The organism is Paenarthrobacter aurescens, assembly GCF_041549525.1.
In the GTDB taxonomy this organism is placed as follows: Bacteria; Actinomycetota; Actinomycetes; order Actinomycetales; family Micrococcaceae; genus Arthrobacter; species Arthrobacter aurescens.
Map to the genome: position 1 here is coordinate 3,840,689 of NZ_CP157456.1, position 20,920 is coordinate 3,861,608.

Sequence of the window (20,920 nt, forward strand, 5' to 3'; positions counted from 1 at the left end):
CACAGTGACCAACGGAACCACCACGAGCACCGCCCCGGTTCAGGCCGGGGCGGTGCCCGCTGCTGACAACAAAACAGTGTTTGCAGCCATCGACATTGGCGCCTCTTCCGGCCGTGTGATGCTGGGCCGCGTTTCCCCAGCATCCGGAGTGGCCCTCCAGACCATCCACCGCTTCCCCAACGGGGTGGTAGAGCTCGACGGCGGCCTCCGCTGGGACTTCGACGCCCTGTTCGCTGAGGTACTCAAGGGTCTGGCGGCTGCCGCTGACGTGGCACGCGGGAACGGCGAGCGCATTGTGAGCATCGGCATCGACACCTGGGCTGTGGACTACGGCCTGGTGAACGATGCCGGCGAACTCACCACGGTTCCGTTCAGCTACCGGGACGAGCGCAGCCGTGCCACTGTGGAGCGGGTCCATGCGGTTATTCCCTCGGAGAAGATGTACGCCACCACGGGCTTGCAGTATCTGCAGTTCAACACCGTGTATCAGCTCGCTTCCGAACCGAATCTGGACGGTGTGCAGGCACTGCTCATCCCGGACCTGATTGCGTTCCTGCTCACGGGTCAGCGGCGTACCGAGGCCACCAATGCCTCCACCACCGGGCTGTTCGATGCTGTTGAGGGCAAGTGGGCCACGGATTTCCTGGACGCTCTGGGCCTGCCCCGCAACATCTTCCCGCCTCTTATCCAGCCCGGAGAAACCGTGGGCACACTGTTGCCGACGATCCTTGAGCAGACGGGCCTGCCCGCAGACACCGCAGTGGTGGCCGTGGGCTCACATGACACAGCCTCGGCGGTAGCAGCCGTTCCCGCGCAGGAACAGCACTTTGCCTACATCTCGTCCGGCACATGGTCGCTGGTGGGCGTGGAACTGAACAAGCCCGTGCTCACTGAACCGAGCCGGAAGGCCAACTTCACCAACGAACGCGGCGTGGACGGCACCATCCGGTACCTCCGCAATGTGGGTGGCCTGTGGTTGCTCAGCGAATGCCAACGCGCGTGGGCCGCCCAAGGATTCACCCAGTCCCTACCGGCCCTGCTGGACTCAGCTGCGGCACTTCCGGCTGGTGGTCCGCAGATCAACGCCGACGATCCCGCTTTCACAGCCCCGGACCACATGCCGGACCGTATCCGCGCTGCCGTGCGCAACACCGGTGCCGTGCTCCCGGACCGGCCCGCCGCCGTCGTGCGTTGCATCATGGACAGCCTCGCGGCCGGTTACGCGCGGACGCTGGCCGATGCCGAGCGTCTAACGGGCCTCAGCACCGGAGTGGTGCACATTGTGGGCGGAGGTTCGCAGAACCGGCTCCTCTGCCAGCTGACTGCGGATGCCACCGGCAAAACCGTGATCGCGGGACCCGTTGAGGCGACCGCGCAGGGCAATGTCCTGGTCCAAGCACGCGCTGCGGGCGTGGTGACCGGCGGGCTGGCCGAGCTGCGCGCGCTGGTGGTGGCAGGCGAAGAACTGGTGCGCTACGAGCCAGCCCAGGAGGTCAGCGACGTGGCATCCTGACCGCGAACGTCTGGTACGTCACAGCGCCGGGCGAGGGTGCCGCGCTAAACTGATCGCATTATGATCCGCACAATGTTCAAGTCCAAGATCCACCGCGCAACGGTGACCCATGCCGACCTCCACTACGTCGGTTCCGTCACCGTAGACCTGGACCTCCTGGACGCGGCCGACATCCTTCCCGGCGAGCTCGTCTCCATTGTGGACGTCACCAACGGTGCCCGGCTGGAGACGTACACCATTGCCGGCGAGCGCGGTTCCGGCGTGATCGGGATCAACGGCGCGGCGGCCCACATGGTCCATGTTGGAGACACTGTCATCCTCATCACCTATGCCGAGATGACCACCGAAGAAGCCCGGGCTTACGAGCCCCGGGTGGTCCATGTAGGCAAGGACAACAAGATCCTGCAGCTCGGCAACGACCCCGCCGAGGGCCACACTCCCGGGCTCATGCGCCCGCCCCACGCGCTCAGTAACGCAGCGCACCTCAGCTAAAGATCCACAGCAACGCTCGACGTCGGCACTCACTTAGGTGCCGACGTCGAGCGCGTTCTGGGCTGATTTATACCGCGACTTCAGACGGCCGCGACGCGGGCCTTGAGGTGCAATCCGGCATCATTGCCGAGTGCGGATGCTGTTTGGCGGGCAGCGTCGAGGCCGCTCTCAATGGCACCGTCAATGAAGCCTCCCCACCCGTTGGCGATGTCAGATCCCGCGAGCCGGATCCTGCCCTCCGGCTGCTGGAGTTCGGCCAGATACCGGGTGAGGAAGCCGGTGTAATGCATGGGCCAGGTGGAGCGCGCGTATTCATCGGCCACCCAGTTGTGTCCGGCAACCTCAAGCACTTTCAATCCCGGGACCAGGGCGTCGATGTGCTGTTGAGCGGCCCTGACATCGGCGGTGTCCACTGCCCCGGCGTCGGGACCAAAACAGACCAGGGTGGTGGTCTCTTGATCGATGTACTCGGCCTGGACGAAGTTCAAGGCGGCGGCCTCGGGCCCGAAGGCCACAAACCTTTCCTGATGACCTTCCACCTTGACCCACAATTTTGCCCCGCGGCCTGCCTGTCCCCTTGCTGCCGCTTCCCTCTTGCCGGGAGAGAACGCCGGTTGGACGTCAATGTCATTGAGTGTACTGAGCGGGATGGCGAGCACGAGCTGACGAGCCGAGTACTGCTTCCCCGCTTTGGTGGTCACCAGGACTCTCTCGCCATCCTGGACAATGGACGCCACCACTTGGTTCAGCCGCAGCTGGGCCGTTGAGTCATCAAGGATCGCTTGGGCGAGGCGGCGGGTGCCCCCGTCGATCTTGAAACTGGCGCACGCCTCAAACATCAGCTGCCAGTCGCCGCTGGCCACCGCACACCAGCGCAACGCCTGGGTATAGGCCGCCTGATCCAGCCTGCCGTTGAAATTCAAGGTCCAGAACGATCTGAGGAGTTGACGCTGGTCCTCGGGAAGGCCCAGCTGGTCAATGGCTTCGGCAAGTGTGAGCTGATCAATGTCCGCAATATCAGGGTTTTCCAAAGGCGCCCACGGCATGGGAAAGTAGCGTCGGGAGTCAGCCAAGAGCATCCGGTTGGGGCCATCAAGCAACTCCAGCAAACTTTCTGCAGTGCCTTCGTGCCTCTGGCCGCCCACCGTCCAGAAGGCTTTGGTGAACTCTGGTCCGGCCAGTGCCTTGATACCGTACCGGCCCATTTCTGCCCAAACATACGGTTGGGTCCAGTGCACCCAGGTACCGCCAAGTTCCAGGTTCCGGCCAAGACGTTCGTCCAGATGGGTGCGCCCGGCGATCCGGTCTTTTGCTTCCAGCAAGATGGTGCCGTAGCCACTGCGGGACAATTCCCTTGCCGCTGTGAGGCCGGCAAAGCCAGCGCCTATGACAATGACGTCGGAGGTTTCCACGTGCCCAATCCTCAGCTGTAGACGAAGAATTCGAGGGTGGGCTCCAACACCGTCCAGCGGGTCATGGCGCCCTTGGACAGTGAAGCCATGGAACCTTCCGTCAGCTCCAGGACGCTTCCGCCCTTTACCTCGATGCGGAGGTGGCCGGAGACGATGTAAATGGTTTCATCCTGGTCAATGGGAAGGTCGAAAGGTTCCGGCGCTTCCTCCGGCGAGACTTTCCAGATGCCGCCGCTCAGCACCTCATTTCCGTTCTCCCCCGGACGCCGAAGCCACTGAACGGTTCCGAGGGCAAAGGGTTCAAACGCTGCATGGTCGAGGTGGGCGTGGAAGACCTGGGACATGGGTAGCTCCTCTGGGGTGGTGGGTTGTGCGTGTCAGTGCTTGTGGGTGTCAGTGCTTGTGGGTGTCTTGGGGGTAGCTCGTGGCGTTGAGGACGGTGAGCCTGGAATTGAACGGCAAGGTGACTGGTTGCGCGGCAGGATTGTCCCAACCGAACATCCGGCCGATGGAGCGCTGTTCGCGAAGATCGATCAAAAGCACGGCCTCAACGGTCATCACCTGTTCGGTCCAGAAGAAGATGTACAAATCCTCCGCGACAGCCCATGTCATGCATCGGTCAGTATCAGCCAGTCCCGCCTCCCCTCCCCGGACGCAGTGCCACGTGAAGGTTCCTTGATTCAGGTAAATGTGCTCATAAGACTCGACGTCGCTGTAACGGTAGAAGATGCGCTTGCCCACAAGATCTGCAGACCTCTGGTGCACCGTCGCTTGGCCGCTGGCATTTGAGTGCGTGAAGTGGGTAGTTCCCCGCACCTTTCCATCCGAGACGACGAATCCGGAGACGGCGGTGGTCACGGCACCCGTGGTTTGATCCAGGATGATGGTGACGTTTTGGGCGTCGGCGTCCTTACCGTCCCCCTGCCCACGGACGAAATCGATGATGAAGATTCCCGGGCGGGCCTCAATGGCCTTGTAGTGAGCGGTTCCGGTGGCAGTGCCCTCGGCCCACGCGAGTTCTGAAGAAGTGAGGAAGCTGTACTCAACAGGAGTGCCGTCAGTTGCAACAAGGGCGATCTTTGTGGCGGCCAGTGCTGGAGACGCAGGCAGGGTCTGATCTCCGAAGCCGTCCAGCATGGTGGAAACAGGCGGCCATTCTTCCTCGGGAACGTAGTCCTGCAGTTCAGTGGTAGTCATGAATCAGGTCCTTTATGTGGATAGTTGGTTCAGTATGTGAACAGTTCACGTCAGAGAATTTCTGCGGCGTAATTGATGGCTGGCTTTTGATTTCCCCGAATCAGACCGGCCAAAAAGATCAGCGGGATGCCAAGGAGGAGCCACCGCGCCACCCCTCCTGCACCGCCGAGCAGGACGTCATAGTTCTCCAGGGTCAGGTAACCCACCACCACAAACGCCAGGAAAGAAAGAGCCGGCGCAATCACGGTGACCCAGAGGTTGTCCCGGGTCCCGGATCTGGCGAAGTAGACCAGGACTGCCGCTGAAGTCAGCAGCAGGATGGAGATGAAGCCTGCCGTCCCCAGAGCCACAAACCACGCGAAGACTGTGGCGATCGGGTCCGCTCCTGCCAGGAGGAAGGCGCTGATCACTGCCAGGACAGCCAAGGAATTGACCAAGCCGGCAAAGGACGGGGCGCCCGTTGCGGAAACGGAAGACAACTTGGCCGGGAGAGCACCCGCCCTGCCGAGAGCAAAGAGGTAGCGGGAAAACATGTTGGACAGGCCCAGGAGCATCGCGATGAAGCTCGTCACAACCAGCACCTGCATGGCGATGCTCAGCCAGGCCCCGGCGCTGGATTCCGCGAGCTCGAAGATCATCCCGGAGGGGTTCTCAGTGGCAACGGCCTGAATCCCATCAATGCCCACGGCACCGCTGATGGCCCATGTGGAGACCATATAGAAGACTCCGATGAAAGCGATGACAAGATACGCGGCACGCGGGATGGTACGCCGGGGTTCTTTGGCTTCTTCGGCGAAGACCACTGTGGCCTCGAAGCTGGTGAAGCAGGCAAAAGCGAACAGCAACGAGATCCCCAGACCGGGCCCAAAAATGCTCTCTCCCGTGAACCCGGCCAACGTGAAGATCCCCAAACCCTTCTGCGCCACCAGGGAGATGACAAGCGCGGCCACTACCAACGTTTCGCCGAGGATGAGGACTCCCAGCACTTTCAGGCTGGCATCGACGCCCTTCATGGTCAGCACCGTGGTGATGGCCATAACAACCACAATCCAGAAATAGACCGGCAGCCCAAGGCCGGTGAGGCTTTCGATGAGCTGTTGGGCAAAAACGCCGAATTGGGACCACAATCCGATTTGAAGGCTGAGATAGGTAAGAATGGCGATTCCCGCACCGCCAGTGGCCCATTTGTTGCCTAAGCCCTTGGCAATGTAGGCAACGAATCCGCCGGCGTTGGTGATGTGTTGACTCATCCTGAGGTATCCCACGGAAAACAGAGCTACCAACAGGGCCGCAATCACATAGATCACCGGAGTTCCAGGACCGCTCGCGGAGAAGATGACGGGGCTGGCCCCCACAACAGCGGCCATGGGCGCAGCTGCGGCAATGGCGAAGAAAGCTATGGCCACGACGCCGAGTTTGTTGGCCCTGAGCCGGACGCCACCGGGCACGGCGCCGGCGTTCTGGAGACCGGCATTCTGGGGGTCGGCATCGAGGGGGCCGGAATTGAGGGGTGCAGCGCCCGGCTGACCGAGTGGGGCCGAGGTCTGACTGGATTCGTTCATGAGGCTGTTCTTTCCGAAATGCAGCGGCGCCATCGCCACTGCGGAGGGATAGGGTGCCCCGCGGCCCGACTCGAGGGTCCGGGAGGCGAAGCTGAAGCTGCTCTGGGTTTCGGGTGCTCTGGGTTTCAGGTGATCCGGGTGGCGGGTGATCCGGGCCACACTCAGAACTATACGTTTGTATAGTTTGACGTGTCAATGGGCTCCGTCCCCCGATTTATTCACCGCTAGACTCGCTGTATGAGCCAGGAAGCACGCAAGCTGCCCTACGGAGACGGCAGAGATGCGCTGTTGGCCGCCGTGCTTGAAGTCGTGGCCGAAAAAGGTCTGCGTGGGGCGACCTACAGATCCGTGGCCTCGCGAGCCGGGGTCAACCACGCACTGGTCACTCACCATTTCGGCTCCATGGAAGGACTCCTTGCCGCCACCATGGAATGGTCCGTCCAGCGGTCCATTGACGAAACCGGACTATCCGGCATTGCGGACTTCGACGGACACTTCGCCGACACCCTCATCGCTACAGTCTCCGCAGAACCTGAACTGCAGCTGTTCCAGTTCGAGATGATCCTCGAGTCCAGGCGAAATCCCAGGATCCGGGAAATGGTGGAGCGCCTTTACGCCAACTACGTCAGCACAGTGGAAGAAGCCTTGGCGCGGCGCGGACTGGACACCCGCAACGAAGCGTCCCTCGCCGTCTTCGCCGCGCTCGACGGCCTCATGCTTCAATTCCTCACCATCAGCGATCCAGACCGGATCCGGTCCGCCGTCAATCAGGTGGGACGCTTACTCTCCGCCCTGGAGAAGGCGGATGGCACCTCAGGAGAGACAACCCGGGCATAGGACCCGACGCCGGCACTGACCGAAGTGCCGACGTCGAGCGCGTTGTGGGTCCACATAACGGAACTTCCGCCTGAAAACGCTTACTCGGGAGGCGATTCTGGCTAGGCTGGGAACCGTGATCCACCGAAACCCCACCCGCACGCTGCCATGATCGGCGTCCTGTCCGGGTTCTTCGTGGTGTGGGCCATCATTCTGGTGGGCATGTTTGTTGGTCGGCGGAACATCCTGGGTGAGAACGCCCGGTCCGTGCTGAGTTCGCTGACGTTCTTCGTGGCCAGCCCCGCGCTCCTGTTTGAAACGTTGAGCAAAGCGAAGCTGCACGACGTTTTCGCCGCGCCCCTCCTGGTCACCGCCGTGGGTGCCGTAGCGACGGGCCTGCTGTTCTTCCTGTTGGTGAAGTTCTGGCTCAAGCGCAGCCTGCCGGAATCGCTCATGTCATCCATGAGCGCATCCCTGGCAAACTCAGCCAACCTCGGCATCCCCATCGCGGTGTTCGTCCTGGGCGACGCCAGCTATGTGGCACCGCTGCTGATCTTCCAGCTGGCGTTCTTCACCCCGATGTACCTCATGGCCCTCGATGCCAGCACCAGCTCACACCGCACCACTCCCCTGCGGTTCCTGCTGATGATCGTGAAGAACCCCATGATCGTGGGCTCAGCACTGGGGTTGCTGGTGGCAGGCACGGGATTCCAGGTGCCCGCGCTCATACTGGAGCCGATTCATTTGATTGGCGGCGCGGCGATTCCGGCCATGCTGATGTCCTTCGGCATGAGCCTGAACGGATCCAAGCCACTGCAAAAAGCCGCGGGACGCCGCCTGGATACCCTGCTGGCGAGCGGATTCAAGCTGATTGTGCACCCCTTGATCGCGTACGTGTTCGCTCGCTTCGCGTTGGGCATGGACGGGCACGCACTGTTTGCCGTGGTGGTCACCTCAGCTCTGCCTACCGCGCAAAACGTGTTCGTTGCGGCGAACCGTTACCAAGCAGGAATCACCGTGGCCAAGGACACCGTTCTGATCACCACCATCGTGGCGGTCCCGGCCATGATCGCCGTCGCGTTGCTGCTCGCCTAGCGCCCCCTCGCCCAAGTACTTAATTGGGCTACTCCACGTCGGCGCTGGCCAGGTAATAGTCCAGGAGCTGGGCGCAGCGGATGAAACCCAGATGCGAGTAGGCCTGAGGGTGGTTTCCCAGATGTGTTTCCGTGCCGGGATCGTATTCCTCCGGCAGCAGGCCCGTGGGTCCGAACAATGCCACCAACTGGTTGAACAACTCCAAAGCATCATCAAGGCGGCCAACAGCAAGGTACGCCTCAATCAACCAGGTGGTGCAAATGTGGAAGCCGCCCTCCAAACCCGGCAGACCGTCGTCGTACCTATACCGGAAAACGGTGGGTCCCACGCGCAACTCGCGCTCAACCGCAGTGACGGTATCCAGGAAGCGCTGGTCCTGAACATCCAACAGACCCGAGAGCCCAATGTGGAGGACCGCGGCGTCCAAGTCAGGGCTGTCGTAAGCCACAGTGTAAGAAGCCGCGGAGGAATCCCATCCCTCGTGCAGGACTTCCTCGCGGATGGTTGAGGCAGTCCCAGCCCACTCAGCGTGAGGGGTACGCCCATGCAAAGCGGCCGCCCGGAGGGCCCTGTCCAGGGTGACCCAGCACATCACTTTTGTGTACACGTGGTGCCTCGGGGGTCGCCGTGCTTCCCAAATCCCGTGATCAGGTTCGTGCCAGCGAGCCAGCACCGCATGGGCCATCTGTTCCATCAGGAACCAGTGTTCGTCCGGAAGGTACCCGCGGCGCTCGGCAAGATCGTGGATGAGCTCGGCGATGGGGCCGAACACGTCCAGCTGAACCTGATGATCTGCCGCATTCCCAATCCGGACGGGCCTGGAACCTGCATAACCGGGCAGGCTTTCCACGATTGCTTCCGTGGAGAGCGGCGCCCCGGTCACCGAATAGAGGGGGTGCAGCCACTCCGGCCCCGGCGCATTCTCCAGGATGCGGTCCAGCCAGGCCAGGAATCCATCGGCTTCCTGAGTGGAGCCCAAGGACACCAACGCATTAACAGTCATGGACCCGTCCCGCAGCCAGCAGTAGCGGTAATCCCAGTTCCGGGTCCCGCCGATGCCCTCCGGCAGTGAGGTGGTGGGCGCGGCCAACACCGCCCCGGTGGGCTCGTGAACCAGCGATTTCAGCACCAAAGCCGAGCGGCGCACCAAGGATGTTTTGATGGTGGGCAGCTGAAGTGCCTTGATCCAGTCGCGCGAAGACTGCCCGACGGCGGTGCGCCGGTGAGGTTCGCCGGCCGGGTCTGCCGGTGGCGGCTCGGTGTCACCGCAGCGAAGGTTCAACACCACCGGGCCTTGATTGAGCGGAACTTCCGCCGTGGCCGTGGCATATTTGCCGTCGCTGGTGATCCGGAAAGATACCCCCGGGGCGGAGAGGATGATGGGGTCCGAGGTGCCCATGATGTGAACCTCGTCGCCACGGATCTCCATGCTGAAGGGGGCGTTGGCGTAGTCCGGCCTGGGGGCAAAGACCACCCGCGCAGTGCCCGTCCCTGAGAGCACCCTCACCAGGCTGGTGATGCCTTCGGGTGCTGGTTCCAGGTAGTCGGTCACCGTGACATCAGCCCAGCGCGTCTCCACAATCATGGTGTTATCCACATAGCGCTGAGCCAGCACCTGCGATGGCTTGACCGGCTCTATGCTGAAGTGACCGGCGGGTTCACCGCCAAGTATGTGGGCAAATATGGATCCGGAATCCGGTAAGGGGTGGCTCATCCAGCAGACTTTTGCGTCCGGGGTCAGCAATGCCGTGGAGCTGCCGTTACCGATCATCGAATGCCGTTCCAGCCCTACCGCATCTTCGCCGAACAACCATGCCCGGCGGAGCTCGAACAACAAAGCCAGCACACGCGCAAAGGCTTCCGGGTCCGCAACGGTGTGCGCCGCCGTCGTATCTCCTGGCCCCACATGCAAACCAAGGTCCGGTCCGCGGAGGGTGGCGATCGCTTTCTCGTCACTCTCGGCGTCACCTGCGTACAGGGCCGCGCTCACCCCGAGCCGTGTGCGGAGCTGCTCCAGCGCCAAGCCTTTGGCCGGCTCCTCCACGGTGAGATCGAGGACGGAGCCGTCCACAATGAAATAGAGCCCGCATTCGATGGCGATCTGCTGCGCACGGAAAATGACGCGGTCCACAACTTCCTGCGTTGCCGGGCGGGTATGCACCGCCACGCCCACCGGCTTACGGACAATGCTGATGCCCTTCTCGAAGCCCACCGCCTCGGTCAATAACGTAGCCGCGTGCTGAAGCAGCTGTTCGGTGGCCAGTGAGAGCGTGTACGCGTAGCCCATATCAAACTCCACCCCGTGCGATCCCACCAGGTGAACCTCGGCCGGTAACCGGGAGACCGCCGCGAGGTCACGCAGTGAGCGCCCGGAAATGATGGCCGTATGGGTGTTGGGAAGGGCTGCGAGGGCGCGCAAAGCCACAGCGGCGCTGTCCAAGGGCAGCGTCTCGGTGGAAACCCCCTCGGCGGAGCAAAGTGTTCCGCCGTAGTTGCAGGCCACCAGCAACCCCGGGACCCGAGCGAGAGCCCGCAGTTCCGAGAACAACTGCGGCGTGATGCCGTGCTCCGCGTCAGACTGCAGGACGGTGCGAAGGAGGCCAAGCGGGAGTGATTTCATGAGCAGTGCGGAGTCGGCTACTGCTTGGTTCAAGTGCGTAGGCATGGCGAATCCTTCCGAAGCGGATAGTTACAGTTTCCGCCCGAACGGTTTCGCTTGACTACCTAGTAGATTGCAAACGCGTAAAGCTTTTCCATGGATTTATACCGAGGCTTAAAACCGGGCAGATCCCGCCCCCATATGCCACCTACCGGCTCGGGGAACGGGACCTGCCGCGGTACAGCTACCGCGCGAACGTATCCGCTATATCCAGGACCTCGTCCAGAACGGCCAGCCCCGTACGGGCATCCTCAACACTGATATTGCAAGGCGGAACAACGTGGATACGGTTGAAGTTGGCGAACGGGATGAGCCCACGGGACTTGCAGGCGGCCACGAGTTGGTTCATCTCAGGGCTGGAAGAACCGTACGGAGCCAGGGGTTCGCGGGTGGTGCGGTCCTTGACGAGCTCGATGGCCCAGAAAACACCCCTGCCCCGCACTTCGCCCACGGAACGGTGACGCTCTGCGAATCCGGCGAGCGCCGGGCCAATCACGTCGGCGCCAAGGCTTGCAGCGTGCTGCACCATGCCTTCACGTTCCATGGCGTTGATGGTAGCCACAGCAGCAGCAGTGGCCAGCGGGTGGCCGGAGTAGGTCAGCCCGCCGGGGTAGGCGCGCGTACCAAAGGTGGCTGCAATCTCAGGGCTGATGGCCACACCTCCAAGCGGAACGTAGCCGGAGTTCACGCCTTTCGCGAAAGTGATCAAGTCCGGCACAACATCAAAATGCTCCACGGCGAACCACTTCCCTGTCCGCCCGAAGCCTGCCATGACCTCGTCCGCGATCAGGACGATGCCGTGCTTGGTGCACAGCTCCCGCACGCCCTGCATGTAGTCAACCGGTGGAACGTAGATCCCGGCCGTCCCGGGGATGCTTTCCAACATGATGGCCGCGATGCTGGATGGGCCTTCGAACTCGATGAGCTGCTCAAGGTGTTCCAAGGCCCGTTGGGCTTCCTCGGCTTCGGTGGTGGAGTGGAACGCCGTGCGGTAGAGGTAGGGCGGGAAGAAATGGAGGGTGCCTGTGGAGGCGTTGTCGCTGGCCCAGCGCCGGGGGTCGCCGGTGATGTTGACGGCCAAGTGCGTTCCGCCATGGTAGGAACGGTAGGCGGAAAGGACCTTGTGGCGGCCGGTGTGGAGCCTGGCCATCCGGACAGCGTGCTCATTGGCGTCCGCGCCGCCGTTGGTGAAGAAGATCCGGTTCAGCTCCCCCGGGGTCCGCTCGGCGATCAACCGTGCGGCCTCGGATCGTGCGTCGTTGACGTAGCTGGGAGCAATGGTGCACAGCTTGGCTGCCTGCGCGGCGATTGCTGCAACCACCGCCGGGTGCTGGTGCCCGATGTTGGTGTTGACCAGCTGTGAAGAAAAGTCCAGGTACTTGTTGCCCTCACCGTCCCATACGTGTGAACCCTCGGCGGCTGTGATCACCATGGGGTCCAAAGTGTCCTGCGCGGACCAGGAGTGGAAGACGTGTTTCCGGTCCAGCTCGTAGGCGCGGAGCGCTGCGTCACGGTCCGTCTGTGGTGGTTCAAGGATGGCAGTCATAGTGATTGTCCTGACGTTGGCACTGACAATTTTTCTGGCGCTTAGGAGTTCTGCGGGAAGCCGAGGTTGATCCCACCGTGGCTGGGATCGAGCCAGCGCGTGGTGACGGCTTTGCCCCGGGTGAAGAAGCCCACGCCTTCAGAACCGTGGGCGTGGGTATCGCCGAACAGGGAGTTCTTCCATCCGCCGAACGAGTAGTACGCCATGGGCACCGGGACGGGGACGTTGATGCCTACCATTCCCACCTCAACCTCATTTTCGAAGCGGCGGGCCGCACCGCCGTCGTTCGTGAAAATCGCGGTGCCGTTGCCGTATGGGTTGGCGTTGATGGTGGCCAGGGCGTCGTCGTAGCTGTCCACCCGGACCACCGAGAGGACGGGGCCGAAGATCTCTTCCTGGTAGATGGACATGTCCGTGGTGACGTGATCAAAGAGGGTGGGGCCAACAAAGAAGCCGTCGCCTTCAGCGTCCGGAACTACGCCGCGACCATCGACGACGAGCGTGGCACCCGCCGCTTCACCGGCGTCGACGTATCCGGAAACCTTGTCCCTGTGCTGGGATGTCACCAGTGGGCCCATATCGCAACCGCGCATTCCGTCGCCGGTACGCAGGGTGCGGGCACGATCCGCGATTTTCTCCACCAAGGAATCGGCAATGTCACCCACGGCCAGCAGCGCTGAGACCGCCATGCACCGTTCGCCGGCTGAACCGAACCCGGCGTTGATGGCGGCGTCGGCAGCGAGGTCAAGATCGGCGTCGGGCAGGACAATCATGTGGTTCTTCGCGCCGCCCAAGGCTTGGACCCGTTTGCCGTGCGCGGTGGCGGTTTCATAGACGTACTTGGCGATCGGGGTGGAACCTACAAAGGAGACGGCTTTGATGTCTGGGTGGGTCAGCAGGGTATCCACCGCCACTTTGTCACCGTGGAGGACGTTGAAAACACCATCCGGCAGGCCGGCTTCCTTCCAGAGCTCGGCCACCCAGTTGACGGCCGTGGGGTCCTTCTCGCTTGGCTTGATGATCACCGTGTTGCCTGCCGCGATTGCGATGGGGAAAAACCACATGGGGACCATTGCCGGGAAGTTGAACGGGCTGATGATTGCCACGGGGCCAAGTGCTTGGCGGATGGAGTGGATGTCCACCTTGGTGGAGGCGTTTTCGGTGTAACTGCCCTTGAGCAGGTGCGGGATGCCGCAGGCGAACTCCACCACTTCCTGGCCACGGCTTACCTCGCCCAGAGCGTCGTCCAGAACCTTGCCGTGCTCGGAGGTGATGATGGCAGCGAGCTCATCCTTGCGGGAGTTCAGCAGCTCACGGAAGGCGAACAGGACCTGGGTGCGGCGGGCCAGCGAGGTGTCCCGCCATGCGGGGAAGGCAGCTTTCGCGGCGGCGACGGCGGCGTTGCCGTCCTCCACGCTGGCCAAGGCAACCTGCCCGGTGACCTTCCCCGTGGCCGGGTTGGTGACAGGAGCGGTGCGCTCTCCGGCCGGGACGTAGCTGCCGTTGATCCAGTGCTCGATGGTGTTCAAGAGTTCTCCTTGGTGCGGGTGCTTGGTGGTCTGGATTCAGTCTGTCCGCCGTCGGCCAAGCACAGAAGAGCCATGGTGTAAATGAATAGGATGTGAGCCTTACACTGTGTAAATGCTGCCCACCGTCCGCGCCATCCTTGACCTTCCCGTGCTGCGGGCCGCCTCGCCCACGGTGCTGGGTGGTGCGCAACGCCTGGACACACCTGTCCGCTGGGTGCACGTCAGCGAAATTCTCGACGTCGGCAACCTGCTGTCAGGCGGGGAACTGGTGCTCACCACAGGACTGGAGCTGGAGAAGTTCCCGGAAGAGTCGGCGTCGTTCATTTCCTCACTGGAGGCCGCCGGAGCCGCCGGGCTGATGGTGGAACTCATAGGCCAGCGCCCCCGCAGCCGTCAGGCTTTGGAAAAAGCGGCCCGTTCCGCCTCCATGCCCGTGGTGATGGTGGAGCAGCGGGTGCGCTTTGTCCAGGTCACCGAAATCGTGCACAGGATGATCGTGGCTGAACAACTGGAGCGGGTGGAGCGGGCCCGGGATGTCCACGAAGCCTTCACCGTGCTGAGCTTGGAAAGCGCTGACACCCAACGCGTGGTGGAGCAAGCGGCTGCAATGATCGGCGCTTCTGTGGTGCTGGAGGACCTTTCCCACCTGGTTCTGGCCTATGCCGGCCAGCGGGTGTCCACCACTGAACTTCTCCAGGACTGGGAGCGCCGATCCCGGACCACACCCTTCCCCGCACACACTGCCAGGTCCGGACCGGAACAATGGCTCCAGGCAGCGGTGGGGGTACGTCAGCAGGTCTGGGGCAGGCTGGTGGTGCCCATGCCACCGGCGGCCCTCGATGCCGATGAGGACATGGCCATCATGGTTCTGGAACGTGCGGCCCAGACGTTGGCCATCAATCGGCTGGCAGACCGGGATCAACGCGAGCTCAGCCACCATGCACAAGCCGGACTCCTGAACGCACTACGCCAACCCCGTGGACTCAGCGAAGCGGAGGCCCTGGCACGCGCCGGATCCCTCGGGTTGAAGCGCTCGTCCTACTACGTCCCGCTGGTCTTCAGGTCCGCACTCCCGGCATGGGGCTCGCCCATCCTGCCCGTCGATCCCTTCGCCGGGCAGCAGGACGAGCGCGAACTCCTGGAACGGCTGGCCAAAGGGTTGAAGTCCAGCGCGGGGACGGCCCTGGCGGCAAGCATCCAATCCGGTTCAGTGGGGATGATTCTGGCGCTCCCCGCCCGGCAACAGGAGGAAACCACCCTGCAGGTCCTGGCCGGGGCTGCCGCGGGGCAGTCGGCGGAAGTGACGCCCGCATGGATCATTGGAGTTGGCCGTATGCAGGCAACGCTCCTTGAGGCCGCAGCAGGCATCGACGAAGCAGCGCATGTGGCCGAAAGCGCCGCCACACTCCGGAATACGGGCAAGCTGTACTTCCGGGCTACGGATGTGCGCCTTCGCGGGCTCCTGGCCCTTTTACGCAAGGATCCGCGTGTTCAGCAATTCGTGGAGTCGGAGTTGTCCGCCGTTCTGCAAGCAGACGCCGAGGGCAAGGGCGAATACCTGGAACTGCTGGGACTCTACCTCGGGTCCGGCGGCAACAAGGCAGCCATGGCACGCAGCGGCTACCTGAGCAGGCCCACCCTGTATGCCCGCCTCAGGAAACTCGAGGATCTGCTGGGCGTGGACCTGGAGGACGCGGAATCACGGACCTCACTGCATGTGGCGCTCCTGGCGCACCTTATCCGGGGGCAGTGACTGGGCATTATTGGTGGCACCATGGACGGATGGCCAAGCCCTTCACCCTCACGCAGCTGCGGTACTTTGCCGTGGTGGCCGAGCTCGAGAACATGACAGCTGCCGCCCAGCGGCTGATGGTGACGCAGTCCGCCTTGTCGGCTGCGATGGCACAGCTGGAATCGAGCCTGGCTACGCAGCTGTTCGTTCGCCACAAGTCCCGCGGTTTGCGGTTGACGCAGAGCGGCCGGCAATTCGCCCAGGACATCAAGTCCTTCCTGGAGCAGGCAGATTCGCTGTATGAGTCGGCGCGGGGTCTTTCCACCACCTTGGTAGGTGAGTTGAAGGTGGGCGTCTTTGCCCCCTTGGCACCTTTCCGTCTTCCCGCCATCCTGCAGACCTTCGAAACCCGGCATCCCGGCGTCGAGGTTTCCATTCTGGAGGCGGACCTGGCCACGCTGCAGGACGCGCTGATGGACGGCCGCTGCGATGTCGCCCTGACCTATGGGCTGGGCCTGGGCAAGGGGTTCGCCTACAAGGTGGTGGAGCGGGTTCCGCCGCACATCCTGGTCCACGAAAGTCATCCGGCGGCGGGCCGCCCTGAGCGCGAAATTTCCCTGAAGGAGCTCGACGGCGAGCCTTCGGTGGTGTTGGACCTTCCACACAGCCGGGAGTACTACGAGCAGCTGTATGCCACTGCCGGAGTGGTCCAGAATGTCCGCCACCGGTTTGCCGGCTACGAGACGGTCCGCTCGTTTGTTGCCAAGGGCCACGGCTACGCCATCCTCAATCAGCGGCTGCACAGCGATGTCACATACTCGGGTGGCAAGGTGGTCCCCTTGGCGTTGACGGATGCATTCCCGCCGATCGAGGTGATGTTGGTCAGGCCCGAGGGCGTTCAGGCCACCAAGCGCGTTCTCGCGTTCGAGGAAACCTGTTTGACCCTGTACGGGGCTGTACGCGACTAGATTTTGCTGCGGTTGTCATCAAAGAAGTCGATCGCAGAATCAAAAACAATCAATTGGACAGATGTGACATGGGTCACCGATGGTTGAACAAGTCCGGCATCTGCCGCATACGCAGGAGACCCCCAGGTCCCCGCCGCTGCAGGAAAGTCGCCCTGGCCGGACCCCGGTTTGCCATCTTGATCAGAGGAGATTCGATGGTGCAGAACAGCGTCGAAAATGTCCGCGCGGTTTCCCCGCATGGCCCCGTCCGCAATAACCAGGCAATATTCGCCCACATCAATTCCCACAGCCGAAACACTGAATCGGCAGCAGGAAACCTGAGCAACCTAGCGTGGCAGTCATGACCCTCAACAAGCTCGCCGAACACGATTCGGCCCAGGATCCGGCGGCCTCATCGCCCTCTGCCAATGACAAGTCCACCACCATGCAGAAGCGTGTTCTGGCAGGCGGCAGCGTCGGTCAGTTCATCGAGTTCTACGACTTCACCCTCTATGGCCTTACAGCTGTAGTGTTCTCTCAACTCTTCTTCCCCGGCAGCAACCCGCTGACGGCCATGCTTGCCACGTTCGCTACCTTCGGCGTAGCTTTTGTGGTCCGGCCCCTCGGAGGCCTGTTCTTCGGCGCACTGGGTGACCGGATCGGCAGGCGCCGCGTCCTCACCATCACCCTCATTGCGATCGGCGGAGCCACGGCCCTTATGGGACTGCTCCCCACCTACGCTCAAATTGGCGCCTGGGCGCCGGCCCTCCTGGTGCTGTGCCGGCTCATCCAAGGATTCTCCGCGGGTGGCGAATCCGTTGGTGCGCCATCCTTCGTGTTCGAACACGCTCCCGTCAGCAAACGGGGTTTCTGGCTCAACATCACCATCGCAGCAACAGCGCTGCCCTCGGTGGTGGCCGGCTCCATGATCCTGATTCTCAGCCAGTCCATGCCCAACTCAGCATTCATGGAATGGGGATGGCGCCTGCCATTCCTGCTGGCCCTCCCGCTTGCCTTGTTTGGAGTGTGGATTCGCAGCCGCACCGAAGAAAGCGACGTCTTCAAAAAGGCGCAATCCGGTCAAACCAAGGAATTCAGCCCCATCCGCGAAGCCTTCCGCGAAAACAAACTCCGCATGCTGCAGGTCATCTTCGTCATGGGCCTGACAGCCATGGGCTTCTACTTCCTTTCGGCCTACTTCGTCTCATACGTGCAGACCACAGGAAAGCTCAGCCGCGAGCAGTCACTCATGGTCAACGCCGCGGCCCTGGCACTCTATGCCGTACTCCTGCCGATCGGCGGCCGGCTCGGGGACCGTTTCGGCCGCAAGCCAATGTTGATCGCTGGTTCCGCTGCCTTGGCGTTGCTGTCCATCCCGAGCTTCATGCTGGTCACCAGCGGCAGCCTGCCCCTTGCACTGCTCGGCCAGTCAATCTTTGTGGTGGCGCTCTGCATCTACGGCGGAGGCTGCTACACATTCTTCGTCGAAATCTTCACCACCAAAACACGCTTCACCTCCGCAGCGGTCAGTTACAACGGCGCCTATGCAATATTCGGCGGCACCGCTCCACTCATCGGCACAGCACTGGTAGGCGCTACCGGAGTACCGCATGCGCCAGGCCTCTACATGGCGGCAGCTGCCGCCGTCGTACTTCTCCTGATCCTCTTCACCAAGGTGCCTGAGACCCGCGGCCGAATGGGCTGACACCCAGCTCACCCACCTCATTCCACAGCACCCTAAGGACCTTCATGACTTCCTCAGCTTTTCTTCAGGACTTCCACCATGTGGCCACCATCGGTGCCACAGCCAACAACGGCGTGGACCGCCAAGCCGCAACGCCGGACGATGCAAAGACCCGCGCATGGTTCGGGCAGTGGATTCACGACGCCGGATGGCAGCTTCAGGTGGATGGCATCGGCAATATGTTCGGGCTGCTTGAGTGGACGCCCGGGGCGCCCTTCATCCTGATTGGCTCCCACTTGGACAGCCAACCCCTGGGCGGCCGGTTTGACGGCGCCTACGGCGTGATTGCCGCGCTCCATGCGGCCCGGGCCATTGACCTGGACGTCAGGTCTACGGGCACCGCGCCCCGCTTCAACCTGGCCGTGGTCAACTGGTTCAACGAGGAAGGCGGCAGGTTCGCACCTTCGGTGATGGGCAGCTCTGTTTTCACGGGGCTCTTTGACCGTGAAGAGATGTTGTCCGTGAAAGATCTCCAAGGCGTCTCAGTCCGTGAAGCCCTGGAAGGCATCGGGTACCTCGGCACGGACACAGGACCGAAGGCCGCAGGGTACGCCGAAATCCACATCGAGCAGGGCCGGATCCTGGAGCGGGAAGGGATCAGCATCGGGCTCGTGGACAGCAGCTGGTACACGCAGAAACTGGATATTGAAGTGCTGGGCGAACAGTCCCACACCGGCGCCACAGCCATGGCAGACCGCCACGATGCGCTGGTAGCTGCATCGAAAATCATCCTGATGGTCCACCAGGTCACCAAGGAATTTGCAGAGGAGGCCCTGGTCTCCTCCGTAGGCCAGCTGACCTTGGAGCCCAACTCTCCAATCGTTGTGGCACGCCGTGTGCACTTGGTGGCGGACCTGAGATCCGGTGACCCGGAAATCGTGAAGTCCGCCCGGGCCAGGTTACTGGCTGATATTGCGGCGCTGGCCGCTGAGCATGACATCAAGGTCAACGTTAAAGACTTCGATATCCGCCCCATCCGCCGTTTTCCGGAGGCCGGGCTGGAGCTGTCCGCCAAGGTCGCTGCCAATCTTGGGCTCTCTTCCCGCCGCATCCAGACCATGGCGGGACATGATTCCGTGGCCATGAACACTGCTGTTCCCTCGGTAATGCTGTTTGTCCCCAGTGTGGACGGCGTGTCCCACTGCGAGCGCGAATTCACCACGGATGAGGACATGGTGACGGGTGTTCAGATGCTGACGGGGGTTACCCGGGAGCTGGTGCAGGGAGAATTGGCATGACCGAATTGCACTACCTCGATGCCAGTACGGCCCTGGGCTTGTTCCGACGCCGTGAGCTCTCCCCGGTGGAGCTCCTGCAATCGCTGATCCACCGCATTGAGGAAGTGAACGGAGGCATCAATGCGTTGACGGAGACGCTCTTCGAGGACGCTCTTCCGGCCGCGAAGAAGGCCGCCGTCCGGTATGCCCGCGGACGCGATGTCACTCCCCTTCTGGGTTTGCCGGTGGCCGCAAAGGAAAAGCACGGGCTTCAAGGCCGCACACTCTCCCAAGGCCTCGTGGCGAGGAGGGACACTCTTGCAGCGGCCAACCATCCTGTGATCGAGAGGATTCAACGGGCAGGCGGGATCATCCACGCCCGAACCACCACACCGGAATTGAGTTGCGCCACGGTAACGCACAGCCCGCTCTGGGGTGTCACCCGAAACCCTTGGAATCAGAGATTCTCCCCCGGCGGGTCATCGGGAGGTTCCGGTGCGGCATTGGCTGCAGGCTTCGCGCCACTGGCCACGGCATCAGACATCGCAGGATCAACACGTCTGCCGGCATCGTTCACAGGAACAGTGGGCTACAAGGCCCCCTACGGAAGGATTCCAGGTTTAGCCCCCTTGTCAGCTGACCACTACCGTGGCGATGGGCCCATGGCACGTACCGTGGCGGACACCGCGTTGCTGGCCAACGTTATGTCCGGGCGGCACCCCGGTGATCACACCACAGTGGCAGACGCGGCGCCCATGGCTCCCGATCCTGCATTGGTGGCCGGTTTACGGGTTGCGCTGTGCATACGCCTGGGCAATTACCCCGTAGCACCCGATGTTGAGGCCAACACCCGGCGAGTGGCGGAAGCGCTGACGGCGGCTGGGGCAGTGGTTGAGGAGATCGTCCTCCCGTGGACCGTCGAGGAGATCAGCAGGACCATGTTTACGCATTTCGGATATCTGCTGGGCCCTGCGATGGAGGACGAGACGGCCGGGAGTGAGCCTCAGCTCGCCGCCTACACCCGGCGTTTCATGGCTGATGCCCGCGCGGCAGCCGAGGCCAACCGTTATGTGGACGGGCTGCGGGCCGAGACCCTCCTGCAAGGACAGCTGGCAGAGGCCATGACCGGGTTCGACGCGCTGCTGTGTCCGGCGTCGGCTGTTCCAGCTTTGGATGCCGATGCCCACTATCTCGACGGAATTGACGCCAATGGCCAGTACCTTGGCCATTACTGGCAGGCGCATATGACGGCACCGTTCAACATTGCCAACCGTTGCCCGGTTCTGGCCGTTCCCAGTGGCATGGCTGACTGCGGGATACCCACAGGGGTGCAGATTGTGGGACACCCGTTTGATGACGCCACCGTTTTCCACCTTGGGGCGGCCGTGGAATCCGCGCTCCCGTGGGCTGATCGCCATCCCATGGCTCCCGAATTCGCGGGGCACGCGGGGATTTGAGG

General features: G+C 62.5%; 17 protein-coding genes. 9 read left to right on the forward strand and 8 right to left on the reverse strand.

Annotated features, from left to right (window positions below):
* Positions 1–4 precede the first annotated feature (4 nt).
* Positions 5–1,513, forward strand: a complete 1,509-nt coding sequence (locus ABI796_RS17840) for a rhamnulokinase family protein (RefSeq protein ID WP_141284920.1) — start codon at positions 5–7, stop codon at positions 1,511–1,513.
* A gap of 60 nt (positions 1,514–1,573) precedes the next feature.
* Complete coding sequence (panD, locus tag ABI796_RS17845; protein ID WP_026267226.1) at positions 1,574–2,005, forward strand: aspartate 1-decarboxylase; 432 nt, start codon at positions 1,574–1,576, stop codon at positions 2,003–2,005.
* 80 nt (positions 2,006–2,085) lie between these two features.
* On the opposite strand, the gene ABI796_RS17850 is transcribed toward panD, so the two are convergent.
* The 4 genes from ABI796_RS17850 to ABI796_RS17865 are packed head-to-tail and all read right to left on the reverse strand — an operon-like array spanning position 2,086 to position 6,176.
* Positions 2,086–3,417, reverse strand: a complete 1,332-nt coding sequence (locus tag ABI796_RS17850; RefSeq protein ID WP_141284918.1) for an NAD(P)/FAD-dependent oxidoreductase — start codon at positions 3,415–3,417, stop codon at positions 2,086–2,088.
* Positions 3,418–3,428: 11 nt separating this feature from the next.
* Positions 3,429–3,761, reverse strand: coding sequence for a cupin domain-containing protein (locus ABI796_RS17855; protein WP_141284917.1), 333 nt, complete (start codon positions 3,759–3,761; stop codon positions 3,429–3,431).
* 49 nt (positions 3,762–3,810) lie between these two features.
* The gene (locus ABI796_RS17860; protein WP_141284915.1) at positions 3,811–4,614 is read right to left on the reverse strand and encodes a MoaF C-terminal domain-containing protein; all 804 of its coding nucleotides are present in this window, start codon (positions 4,612–4,614) and stop codon (positions 3,811–3,813) included.
* 50 nt (positions 4,615–4,664) lie between these two features.
* Complete coding sequence (locus tag ABI796_RS17865) at positions 4,665–6,176, reverse strand: APC family permease (protein ID WP_141284913.1); 1,512 nt, start codon at positions 6,174–6,176, stop codon at positions 4,665–4,667.
* Between the two features lie 237 nt (positions 6,177–6,413).
* Here ABI796_RS17865 and ABI796_RS17870 point away from each other — a divergent pair, with 237 nt between their 5' ends.
* Together ABI796_RS17870 and ABI796_RS17875 are read left to right on the forward strand one after the other, a co-directional pair.
* A complete protein-coding gene (locus tag ABI796_RS17870; RefSeq protein WP_141284911.1) occupies positions 6,414–7,013 on the forward strand; it encodes a TetR/AcrR family transcriptional regulator in 600 nt (199 codons plus the stop codon).
* 147 nt (positions 7,014–7,160) lie between these two features.
* Positions 7,161–8,087: an AEC family transporter gene (locus ABI796_RS17875; protein ID WP_141284909.1), complete on the forward strand. Its 927-nt coding sequence runs from the start codon at positions 7,161–7,163 to the stop codon at positions 8,085–8,087.
* Positions 8,088–8,115: 28 nt separating this feature from the next.
* On the opposite strand, the gene ABI796_RS17880 is transcribed toward ABI796_RS17875, so the two are convergent.
* From ABI796_RS17880 to ABI796_RS17890, 3 genes are all read right to left on the reverse strand, one after another.
* Positions 8,116–10,752 (reverse strand): trehalase-like domain-containing protein, encoded by a 2,637-nt coding sequence (locus ABI796_RS17880; protein WP_141284907.1) that lies wholly within the window; start codon positions 10,750–10,752, stop codon positions 8,116–8,118.
* Positions 10,753–10,930: 178 nt separating this feature from the next.
* Entirely contained in the window at positions 10,931–12,292 is a 1,362-nt protein-coding gene (locus ABI796_RS17885) for an aspartate aminotransferase family protein (protein ID WP_141284905.1), read from the reverse strand.
* Positions 12,293–12,333: 41 nt separating this feature from the next.
* Entirely contained in the window at positions 12,334–13,821 is a 1,488-nt protein-coding gene (locus ABI796_RS17890; RefSeq protein ID WP_141284903.1) for a CoA-acylating methylmalonate-semialdehyde dehydrogenase, read from the reverse strand.
* Positions 13,822–13,933: 112 nt separating this feature from the next.
* Between ABI796_RS17890 and ABI796_RS17895 the strand changes: the two genes are divergently transcribed.
* Positions 13,934–15,574, forward strand: a complete 1,641-nt coding sequence (locus tag ABI796_RS17895) for a PucR family transcriptional regulator (protein ID WP_141284901.1) — start codon at positions 13,934–13,936, stop codon at positions 15,572–15,574.
* A 29-nt stretch (positions 15,575–15,603) separates the two neighbouring features.
* Positions 15,604–16,521: a LysR family transcriptional regulator gene (locus ABI796_RS17900; RefSeq protein WP_141284899.1), complete on the forward strand. Its 918-nt coding sequence runs from the start codon at positions 15,604–15,606 to the stop codon at positions 16,519–16,521.
* Here the strand turns inward: ABI796_RS17900 and ABI796_RS17905 are convergent.
* Positions 16,518–16,808 (reverse strand): hypothetical protein, encoded by a 291-nt coding sequence (locus ABI796_RS17905; RefSeq protein ID WP_141284897.1) that lies wholly within the window; start codon positions 16,806–16,808, stop codon positions 16,518–16,520. The genes ABI796_RS17900 and ABI796_RS17905 overlap by 4 nt on opposite strands.
* Before the next feature lie 53 nt (positions 16,809–16,861).
* On the opposite strand from ABI796_RS17905, the gene ABI796_RS17910 reads away from it, so the two are divergent.
* Genes ABI796_RS17910 through ABI796_RS17920 form a run of 3 tightly spaced genes read left to right on the forward strand, consistent with a single transcriptional unit; the run spans position 16,862 to position 20,918 of the window.
* Positions 16,862–18,205, forward strand: a complete 1,344-nt coding sequence (locus ABI796_RS17910) for an MFS transporter (protein WP_141284895.1) — start codon at positions 16,862–16,864, stop codon at positions 18,203–18,205.
* Between the two features lie 44 nt (positions 18,206–18,249).
* Complete coding sequence (locus ABI796_RS17915) at positions 18,250–19,482, forward strand: M20 family metallo-hydrolase (RefSeq protein WP_141284893.1); 1,233 nt, start codon at positions 18,250–18,252, stop codon at positions 19,480–19,482.
* Positions 19,479–20,918 carry an amidase gene (locus ABI796_RS17920; protein ID WP_141284891.1) on the forward strand — a complete coding sequence of 480 codons (1,440 nt, stop codon included), beginning with the start codon at positions 19,479–19,481 and terminating at the stop codon, positions 20,916–20,918. Before ABI796_RS17915 ends, ABI796_RS17920 begins: the two co-directional genes overlap by 4 nt.
* Positions 20,919–20,920: the final 2 nt, after the last annotated feature.

Coding starts and splice junctions, on each gene's coding strand:
- panD (WP_026267226.1), top strand. CDS start 1,574: ATGATCCGCACAATGTTCAAGTCCAAGATCCACCGCGCAACGGTGACC.
- ABI796_RS17855 (WP_141284917.1), bottom strand. CDS start 3,761: ATGTCCCAGGTCTTCCACGCCCACCTCGACCATGCAGCGTTTGAACCC.
- ABI796_RS17860 (WP_141284915.1), bottom strand. CDS start 4,614: ATGACTACCACTGAACTGCAGGACTACGTTCCCGAGGAAGAATGGCCG.
- ABI796_RS17865 (WP_141284913.1), bottom strand. CDS start 6,176: ATGAACGAATCCAGTCAGACCTCGGCCCCACTCGGTCAGCCGGGCGCT.
- ABI796_RS17870 (WP_141284911.1), top strand. CDS start 6,414: ATGAGCCAGGAAGCACGCAAGCTGCCCTACGGAGACGGCAGAGATGCG.
- ABI796_RS17875 (WP_141284909.1), top strand. CDS start 7,161: ATGATCGGCGTCCTGTCCGGGTTCTTCGTGGTGTGGGCCATCATTCTG.
- ABI796_RS17880 (WP_141284907.1), bottom strand. CDS start 10,752: ATGCCTACGCACTTGAACCAAGCAGTAGCCGACTCCGCACTGCTCATG.
- ABI796_RS17885 (WP_141284905.1), bottom strand. CDS start 12,292: ATGACTGCCATCCTTGAACCACCACAGACGGACCGTGACGCAGCGCTC.
- ABI796_RS17895 (WP_141284901.1), top strand. CDS start 13,934: ATGCTGCCCACCGTCCGCGCCATCCTTGACCTTCCCGTGCTGCGGGCC.
- ABI796_RS17900 (WP_141284899.1), top strand. CDS start 15,604: ATGGCCAAGCCCTTCACCCTCACGCAGCTGCGGTACTTTGCCGTGGTG.
- ABI796_RS17910 (WP_141284895.1), top strand. CDS start 16,862: ATGACCCTCAACAAGCTCGCCGAACACGATTCGGCCCAGGATCCGGCG.
- ABI796_RS17915 (WP_141284893.1), top strand. CDS start 18,250: ATGACTTCCTCAGCTTTTCTTCAGGACTTCCACCATGTGGCCACCATC.
- ABI796_RS17920 (WP_141284891.1), top strand. CDS start 19,479: ATGACCGAATTGCACTACCTCGATGCCAGTACGGCCCTGGGCTTGTTC.